The organism is Streptomyces sp. NPDC059455 (assembly GCF_042750115.1).
GTDB classification, from domain to species: domain Bacteria; phylum Actinomycetota; class Actinomycetes; order Streptomycetales; family Streptomycetaceae; genus Streptomyces; species Streptomyces endocoffeicus.
Genome location: NZ_JBHYVB010000025.1, coordinates 65,377 through 73,057 on the forward strand (window position 1 = coordinate 65,377; position 7,681 = coordinate 73,057).

Annotated in this window: 6 protein-coding genes and 1 pseudogene; 3 read left to right on the forward strand and 4 right to left on the reverse strand. The window is 73.1% G+C overall.

The window, feature by feature from the left end; genetic code table 11:
* A partial coding sequence (locus tag ACFXB5_RS12090; protein WP_385205806.1) for a cellulase N-terminal Ig-like domain-containing protein occupies window positions 1–807 on the reverse strand: 807 nt, incomplete at its 3' end.
* A 185-nt stretch (window positions 808–992) separates the two neighbouring features.
* Here ACFXB5_RS12090 and sigJ point away from each other — a divergent pair.
* Window positions 993–1,883 (forward strand): RNA polymerase sigma factor SigJ, encoded by an 891-nt coding sequence (gene sigJ / locus ACFXB5_RS12095; protein WP_385205809.1) that lies wholly within the window; start codon window positions 993–995, stop codon window positions 1,881–1,883.
* Window positions 1,884–2,146: 263 nt separating this feature from the next.
* On the forward strand, window positions 2,147–3,379 hold the full coding sequence (locus tag ACFXB5_RS12100; RefSeq protein ID WP_385205812.1) for a glycosyltransferase: 1,233 nt from the start codon (window positions 2,147–2,149) through the stop codon (window positions 3,377–3,379).
* On the opposite strand, the gene ACFXB5_RS12105 is transcribed toward ACFXB5_RS12100, so the two are convergent.
* Window positions 3,364–4,011, reverse strand: a complete 648-nt coding sequence (locus ACFXB5_RS12105; protein WP_385205815.1) for a response regulator — start codon at window positions 4,009–4,011, stop codon at window positions 3,364–3,366. The genes ACFXB5_RS12100 and ACFXB5_RS12105 overlap by 16 nt on opposite strands.
* Window positions 4,002–5,222 carry a sensor histidine kinase gene (locus ACFXB5_RS12110; RefSeq protein WP_385205818.1) on the reverse strand — a complete coding sequence of 407 codons (1,221 nt, stop codon included), beginning with the start codon at window positions 5,220–5,222 and terminating at the stop codon, window positions 4,002–4,004. Before ACFXB5_RS12110 ends, ACFXB5_RS12105 begins: the two co-directional genes overlap by 10 nt.
* A 110-nt stretch (window positions 5,223–5,332) precedes the next feature.
* Here ACFXB5_RS12110 and ACFXB5_RS12115 point away from each other — a divergent pair, with 110 nt between their 5' ends.
* On the forward strand, window positions 5,333–6,991 hold the full coding sequence (locus tag ACFXB5_RS12115; protein ID WP_385205820.1) for a serine hydrolase domain-containing protein: 1,659 nt from the start codon (window positions 5,333–5,335) through the stop codon (window positions 6,989–6,991).
* Here ACFXB5_RS12115 and ACFXB5_RS12120 read toward each other — a convergent pair.
* Window positions 6,962–7,471, reverse strand: a pseudogene (locus ACFXB5_RS12120) (dihydrofolate reductase family protein); the annotation flags it as partial. The gene ACFXB5_RS12115 and the pseudogene ACFXB5_RS12120 sit on opposite strands and share 30 nt — an antisense overlap.
* Between the last annotated feature and the right edge of the window lie 210 nt (window positions 7,472–7,681).

Genomic DNA, 7,681 nt, shown 5'->3' on the forward strand with positions numbered 1-7,681 from the left:
GTGGGGGTGTGTTTTTTTTATAATCACAGCGCTCTCTAACAGCGGGGGGCCCCCGGCCCCGCGGGGGGGCCCGCCCGCGGGCCCCCCCCCGAGCGCGGCCGCGTGCCCCGTACGCTTCGCGCGCTCGAAGGAGTTGACCAGCTGCCAGACCGCGAGACCGCCGTTGACCACGTATTTGCCCTGGTCACCGGCGTCGTACCAGCCGCCGCGCACATCCCGGGTGTAGTCGCACACCCCGCTGACGCAGGGCACCGCGGTGTCGCCCCGGTTGGGGGCGACGCCCAGATGGCCCGCCGGGCGCGCGTAGTCGGCGCCGGTGAGCGACGCCTCGATGGGGATGCCGCTGCGCTGCTGGTAGAAGAAGGACATCGCGTCCGCGCGCAGCCCGTCGTAGAGGTTCGCGCGGAGGTCGAAGGGGTGGCTGGTCCGCCCGTCCACGGTGAGCGTGTAGCCGGTGCCCGTCCCCTGGTACGAGGAGAAGTCCACCAGATGCGCCGACTGCCCGGAGGCGGCGTCCGCGCCCCGTACGGTGGTGGTGCCCGAGGCGGCCGTCCGCCCCGCCGCGTCGCGCAGCTGCCAGGGCAGGGCGGTGGTGCTCGCGCTGACGACGGTGGCGCGTTTGGGGCCGTCCGGCAGATACCCCAGCTGATTGACCTGGACGGCGGAGGGCGCGGCGGAGGCCGAGGGCGCGGCGGGGGAGTCCGCTCCGGCCGGCGCGGACTGGGCCGCGATCAGCAGCAGCGCACCGGTGAGCAGCGCGGTGGCGGCCCGCGCACCGCGCGGACGGCGTAACAGGGGCAGGGACATGAGGGACCCTCCTGGGGAGTGGGAGGCATGGGAGCGCTCCCAACTTGTGTAATGATGTGATCGCAGCGCGTCAAGGGACTGGACGGGTGCACGGTCCGTCCCGCCCCTCTGTCACATCGCGCCCGGCCCATCCGTCAGCACGGTGTGGCCTGCGACGGTGCGGTCCGGACAAGGGGATATGACCGATGAACGAGAACCACCTTCTGGCGGAGGGCTTCGAGGCCCACCGCGGCCATCTGCGCGCGGTGGCCTACCGCATGCTCGGCTCGCTGAGCGAGGCGGACGACGCCGTCCAGGAGGCATGGCTGAGGCTCAGCCGCTCCGACACCGGCGCGGTGGAGAACCTGGGCGGCTGGCTGACCACCGTCGTCGGCCGGGTCTGCCTGGACATGCTGCGCTCGCGCACCGCCCGGCGCGAGGAGCCCCTGGGCGTGCGCCTCCCGGACCCGGTCATCAGCCGTGCGAGCGGGCCCGGCCCCGAGGACCAGGCCCTGCTCGCCGACTCCGTCGGCCTCGCCCTGCTGGTCGTCCTGGAGACGCTGGCCCCCGCCGAGCGGCTGGCCTTCGTACTGCACGATCTGTTCGCCGTGCCGTTCGACGAGATCGCCCCCATCGTCGACCGCACCCCGGCCGCCGCCCGTCAGCTCGCCAGCCGCGCCCGCCGCCGGGTGCGCGGAGCGGCCCCGGTCCCCGACGCGGACCTCGCCCGGCAGCGCGAGGTCGTGGGCGCCTTCCTCGCCGCCGCGCGCGACGGCGACTTCGAGGGGCTGATCGCCGTACTCGACCCGGATGTGGTGCTGCGCGCCGACTACGGCGCCGCGCCCGCCCGCGCCCCGCGCGAGGTGCACGGCGCCGCCGCCGTGGCGGACCAGGCGCTCACCTTCTCCCGCCTCAGCGGACCGGGCCTCCACGCCCGGCCCGCGCTCGTCAACGGGGCCGTGGGCGTGGTCAGTTCGCGGGAGGGGCGGCCGTACTCGGTGCTGGCCTTCACGGTCGCGGACGGCAGGATCGTGGCGGTCGACATCCTGGCCGACCCCGAGCGGCTGAGCGGGCTCGATCTGGCGGACCTGGACTGACGACCCCGGGCTGACGAATCCGGGCTGACGGATCTGTCCCGACGAGCCTGGGCTGACGGACCTGGCCCGACGAGCCTGGGCTGACGGACCTGGCCCGACGAGCCTGGGCTGACGGACCTGGCCCGACGAAACAGCGAAGGCAGGGAGGTACTCCTCCCTGCCACTATCAACCTATAGCGCACCGGGGGGCTTGCGGCAAGACCCGGGGTGTGCCTCAGGATGGGCGGCCGATGCCAGGACCTGGGGAAACGGGGGTTTGCGATATGCGTGTGGTGTTGTCGTCATGGGGGTCGCGCGGGGACGTCGAACCGCTGGCGGGACTCGCGGTGCGGTTGCGGGAACTCGGCGCGGAGGCGCGGGTGTGCGCGCCGCCGGACGAGGAGTTCGCGGCGCTGCTGGCCGGTGTCGGTGTGGAGCTGGTGCCGCTCGGCCCGACGGTGCGCTCGGTGGTGACCGGCGAGCGGCCGCCGTCGGCGCGGGACGCGTTCTGGCTCGCGCCCGAGCTGGTCGCCGCGCGGTTCGACACGCTCGCCGCGGCGGCCGAGGGATGCGACGTACTCCTCGCGACCGGCCTGATGCCGGCCGGCGCCCGCTCGGTGGCCGAGAAGCTGGGCATCCGCTATGTGTTCGCGTGCTTCCATCCGTTCGGACTGCCCTCGCGGCACTTCCGTCCGGGAAGGCGGCCCGGCACGCCGTCGCCCCCGGAGGAGACCGACCTCAAGGTGCTGTGGGAGCAGGACGCCCAGCGTGTGAACGAACTGTACGGCGAGGCGGAGAACCGCCACCGGGCGGCGATCGGCCTGCCGCCGGTGGACAACGTCCGCGACTACGTCTTCACCGACCGGGCGTTGCTGGCGGCGGACCCGGTCCTGGGCCCGTGGCAGGACATGACGGAACTCGACCTCGTACAGACCGGGGCGTGGATCCTGCCGGACGAACGTCCGCTCCCGGATGAGCTGGAGGCGTTCCTGGACGCCGGTGAACCGCCGGTGTACGTGGGCTTCGGCAGCATGGCCATGCACACCTCGACCGACCTCGCCCGGGTGGCCGTCGAGGCGGTCCGCGCGCAGGGCCACCGTGTCCTCCTCGCCCGCGGCTGGGCCGAACTGGCCCCGATCGACGACCGGGACGACTGCTTCGCCATCGGCGAGGTCAACCATCAGGCGCTGTTCGGCCGGGTGGCCGCCGTCGTCCACCACGGTGGCGCGGGCACCACGACGACAGCCGCCAAGGCCGGCGCGCCTCAGGTGGTGGTCCCCCAGATCGCGGACCAGCCGCACTGGGCCGCCCGGGTGGCCGAGTTGGGCATCGGCGCGGCACACGACGGTCCGGCCCCGACCCTCGACTCCCTGTCGGCCGCGCTGAAAACGGCCCTGACCCCCGAGACCCGGGCGCGGGCGAGGGCCGTGGCGGGCACGATGCCCACCGACGGGACGACGGTGGCCGCGAAGCTGCTCCTCGACGCCGGGGCATCGGACGGTCAGGCGCGCAGGTAGGTGAGCACCGCGAGGACGCGCCGGTGACCGTGGCCGTCCAGACGGAGGTCGAGCTTCTGGAGGATCGAGCTGACATGCTTGTTGACCGCGGCCTCGGTGACATAGAGGCCGCGGGCGATCTCGGCATTGGAGCGTCCCTCGGCCATGAGGGAGAGGACCTCGCGCTCCCGGGGCGTGAGCCGCCGCAGGGGGTCCTGCCGTCGGCGCAGGAGCTGGCGCACCACCTCGGAGTCCATGACCGTCGCCCCGGCGGCCACCTGCTCGACCGCGCTCGCGAAGTGGGTGACGGCGCTGACCCGGTCCTTGAGCAGATAGCCGATGCCGCTCTCGCTGCCCAGGTCGAGCAGGTGGGTGGCGTAGGACTGCTCGATGTACTGGCTGAGCACCAGAATGGGCAGGCCGGCGCGGTGGCCGCGCAGCGCGACCGCGGCGCGGAGGCCGTCGTCGGCGTTGCCCGGTGGCATCCGCACATCGGTGATGACGATGTCGGGGGCGTGCTCATGGGCCGCGGCGATCAGCGCGTCGGCGTCGCCGACGGCCGCCGACACCCGGTGGCCGAAGCGGGTGAGCACGCTGACCAGGCCGTCCCGCAACAGCGGTGAGTCTTCGGCGAGCACGATGTTCAGCGGCACGGGAGCTCCACGCGCAGCAGTGTAGGGCCGCCCGCCGGGCTGGATATCCGCAGTCTGCCGTCCGCCGCGGCGACGCGGTCGGCCAGGCCGACAAGACCGGTGCCCGCGGCCGGGTCCGCCCCGCCGACGCCGTTGTCCCGGACCGACAGCGTCAGGACATCCGCGTCCAGCCTGGCGTGGACCTCGGCCCGGGTGGCCCGGCTGTGCTTGGTGGCGTTGGCCAGGGCCTCGGCGACGACGAAGTACCCCGTGCTCTCCACGGTCGCGGGCAAGCGGTACGGAAGCCGGATGTCGACGGTGACCGGCAGGGCGGAGCGGGTGGTGAGGTTGCCGACGGCCGCGGCGAGCCCATGGTCGGTGAGGGCCTTGGGGTGCACACCCCGGCTGAGCTCACGCAACTCGTTGACGGCGAGGGTGACTTCACCCTGGGCCAGCGCGAGCTGCCGGGCCACCGGCGAGCCCGGCTCCGCGTCCAGACCGGCCAGGCCGAGCATGACGTTGATGGAGACCAGCCGCTGCTGGGCGCCGTCGTGCAGATCCCGCTCGATCCGTCGGCGCTCCGCGTCGAAGGCGTCCACCAGACGCGCCCGGGAGGCCCGGACCTCGGTGAGCTCCCGGCCCAGTTCGCCGTCGCGCGGCGCCAGGATCAGGCGGGTCAGCGCGGCACGGGCGCCGGCCCAGGCGGTGATGGTGTACGGCGCCGCCGGCAGCAGGCACAGGCCGATGACCAGCCACGGCCAGGCGCCGGGGTCATCCATCGGCGACGTCATGAGCAGGACGGGCAGGGCGAGGGCGAAGGCCAGGACGAGCAGGTCCATCCACCACAGGGCGGTCATCGACACCGCGGTGAAGCTCAGCTCCCGCCAGGTCGCGGGCTCCCGCAGCCGGGTCTCCAGCCACCCCCGCGGCCCGGGGCGTTCAGGGGCCCGGTGCGGGTCCGGCGCCGGGTCCGGGTCCACCAGCCGCAGCCGCCGGCGTTCGATCCGGGTGACGAGGATGCCGGACAGCGCCACGGCGAGGAGGAGAACGGCCCCCACCCCCACGATCAGCGACACCAGCCCGGCCAGGGCCATGGTCAGCAGCGTGACCATGGCGATCGCGCCGAAGACGACCCCGGACAGCAGATAGGCCAAGGCCCGCCAGGGCCAGGCCGAGGCCAGGAACCCCAACGGATGCTGAGCGAGAGCCTGCCAGGCTGTTCGAGAAGGCACCCGCAGAAGATATGCGAACCGTCCGTCCCCGGTCGGTAGTGCGCGCACTACCTCTGATCTCGTACGCACACCAATGCGCCGCCCGCCCCGCCCCCGGTGGGATGAGCGCCATGCCGATCCGTGGATACAGACGTCTCTTCCGCCTGGCGGTTGCCCTGCTCATCGCCTCGACGGCGTTGGGTCGCCCGGCGACCGCGCACGCCACCACCCCAACCCACCCCACGTTGAACGCCGCCTCCATCGACGCCTACGTCAACGCCTATATGGAGCGGACCGACCTGCCGGGCGCCGTGGTGGCGGTCACCCGGGGCGACCGGGTCGTTCGCGCGGCCGGATACGGGCACACCGCGACCGGGAAGGCCATGACCGCGCGGACACCGGTGCCCGTGGCCTCGCTTTCCAAGGCCATGACCGCACTGGCCGTCATGCGGCTGGTCGAGGAAGGCCGAGTCGACCTGGACCAGCCCGCCCATCGCTATCTGCCCGAGTTCACGATGGCCGACCGGCGGGCCGAGAAGATCACCGTACGGCAGCTGCTGAACCAGACATCGGGCATGGCCGACTCCGCCTACCCCGACCTCACCCGGCCCCAGGCACACACACTCACCGAGGCGGTCGCGGACATGCGCGGTGCCCGGCTCGCCGCGCGGCCGGGCACCGAGTGGAACTACCACAACCCCAACTACTTCGTCGCCGCACGGCTGGTCGAGGCCGTCAGCGGACGGCCCTTCGCGGACTACCTGGCCACCCAGGTGTTCCGGCCCCTGGGCATGACCCACACCAAGTCGGTCGACACCACCGACGACATGCCCGATCACGCCCGGGGCTACGTCCGCGCCTACGGCATGCTGTTCCCGCGCTCCCACCCCCGCTGGTTCGCGGCCGGCGGCCACGGCGTCGTCACCACGGCGGACGACCTCTCCCAGTGGCTGATCGCCCAGAACAACCAGGGCGTGTCCGCGGCGGGGCGGCGCGTCGTCTCAGCCCGGAGCGTCGACGTCATGCACACCCCGCCGAAGGGCCGCGAGTACGCGATGGGCTGGTCCCTGAGCCCGTCCGGGGAGGAGCCCCGGCAGATCCGGCACACCGGGGAACTCCTGACCCACAACGCCATCCAGACGCTGCTGCCGGACAGCCGGACCGGAATCGCGATCGTGGCCAACACCGGCATGATCTCCGGGGACGACGCCGCCGTCATGCTCGACGGACTGGTCGACCTGGCCCAGGGCAAGCCGCCGGCGGTGCGCACTCCGTTCACGATGAAGGCCGACTACGTCCTCGCGGCGCTGACCCTGCTGGCGATCGCGCTGGGCGTGCTCGGGGCCGTTCGGGCACGCCGCTGGGCGCGGCGCACCGCGGACCGGCCGCTGTGGCGAGTGGGCTCGCGCATGCTGCCCTGCGCCGTCCCGATCGTCTTGTTCGCCCAACTCACCGACCTGATCGGCCTGTTCATGAACCGTGCGGGAACCCTGGCCCAGCTCATCTACATCTGGCCCGCCCTCGTCATCTGGTCGGCCGCGGCCGCCCTGGCCTCCACCGTGGTGATCACCGCACGGTCGCTCGCCGTGCTCCTGACCCGGAGGACCCGTGTTCTACCCCCCGAGGGGCCGATAGGTGGCGATGATGACGCCGGCGGCCGTCGGGGTCGCGTCGGCGAGACCGAACGCGATGGGACCGAAGCCGTCGGCGAACAGGCGGCGCCCGGCGCCCAGGACGAGCGGGTGGACGCAGAGCAGATATTCGTCGATGAGGCCCAGCGGGGAAAGTGACTGGATCAACGCGCCGCTGCCCATGATGTGCAGGTCGTCGCCCGGGGTCCGCTTGAGCTCGGCGACCGCCGCGGGGATGTCGCCGCTGAGCAGCGTGGAATTGGGCCAGGGGAGGGGCTCGGCCAGGGTGTTGGACGCGACGTACTTGGGGGCGTCGTTGAGGGCGTCGCGGAACGGGCTGTCCTGGGTGTTCCAGTGGCCCAGCACCTCCTGGTACGTGCGGCGCCCCAGGAGATACCCACTGCTCGCGCCCAGCCGCGGCCCCCACGCCCTCCCGACGGCCTCGTCCCCGGCCCGCTCTGCGGCCCAGCCACCAAGGGCGAACCCGCCACGAGTGTCCTCATCGGCCCGGCCGGGCCCTTGCATGACACCGTCCAGGGTGACGTGGCTGATAACGACGATCCTCATGGCACTCCCGCCTCGCGGTCTCGCTTCTTCGCCCGGTGCCTGTCCATGACTCCGGACCACGGCGAAACTCATCGGTTGCGGTCGGCCTGACGGTCCGGGCGCGCACGGAGCGGTTGCCTGAGCGCGTCCGCTCCGCGTGGGCACATCTGCCCATCGGGCTCGGGGCTTGTCCGGCCGGGAGGGCCACCGCTCCCGCGGGGGCCCGGGGACGCGGGGGGGACCCCCCCCCCCGCCCGGGGCAACCCCCGGGTGGGCCCGGGTCCGGGGCGGGGCGGGGGGGGA

What these genes read in the sequence shown, in the direction of transcription:
- ACFXB5_RS12115 (WP_385205820.1), top strand. Translation starts at nt 5,333, where the DNA reads ATGCCGATCCGTGGATACAGACGTCTCTTCCGCCTGGCGGTTGCCCTG.
- sigJ (WP_385205809.1), top strand. Translation starts at nt 993, where the DNA reads ATGAACGAGAACCACCTTCTGGCGGAGGGCTTCGAGGCCCACCGCGGC.
- ACFXB5_RS12100 (WP_385205812.1), top strand. Translation starts at nt 2,147, where the DNA reads ATGCGTGTGGTGTTGTCGTCATGGGGGTCGCGCGGGGACGTCGAACCG.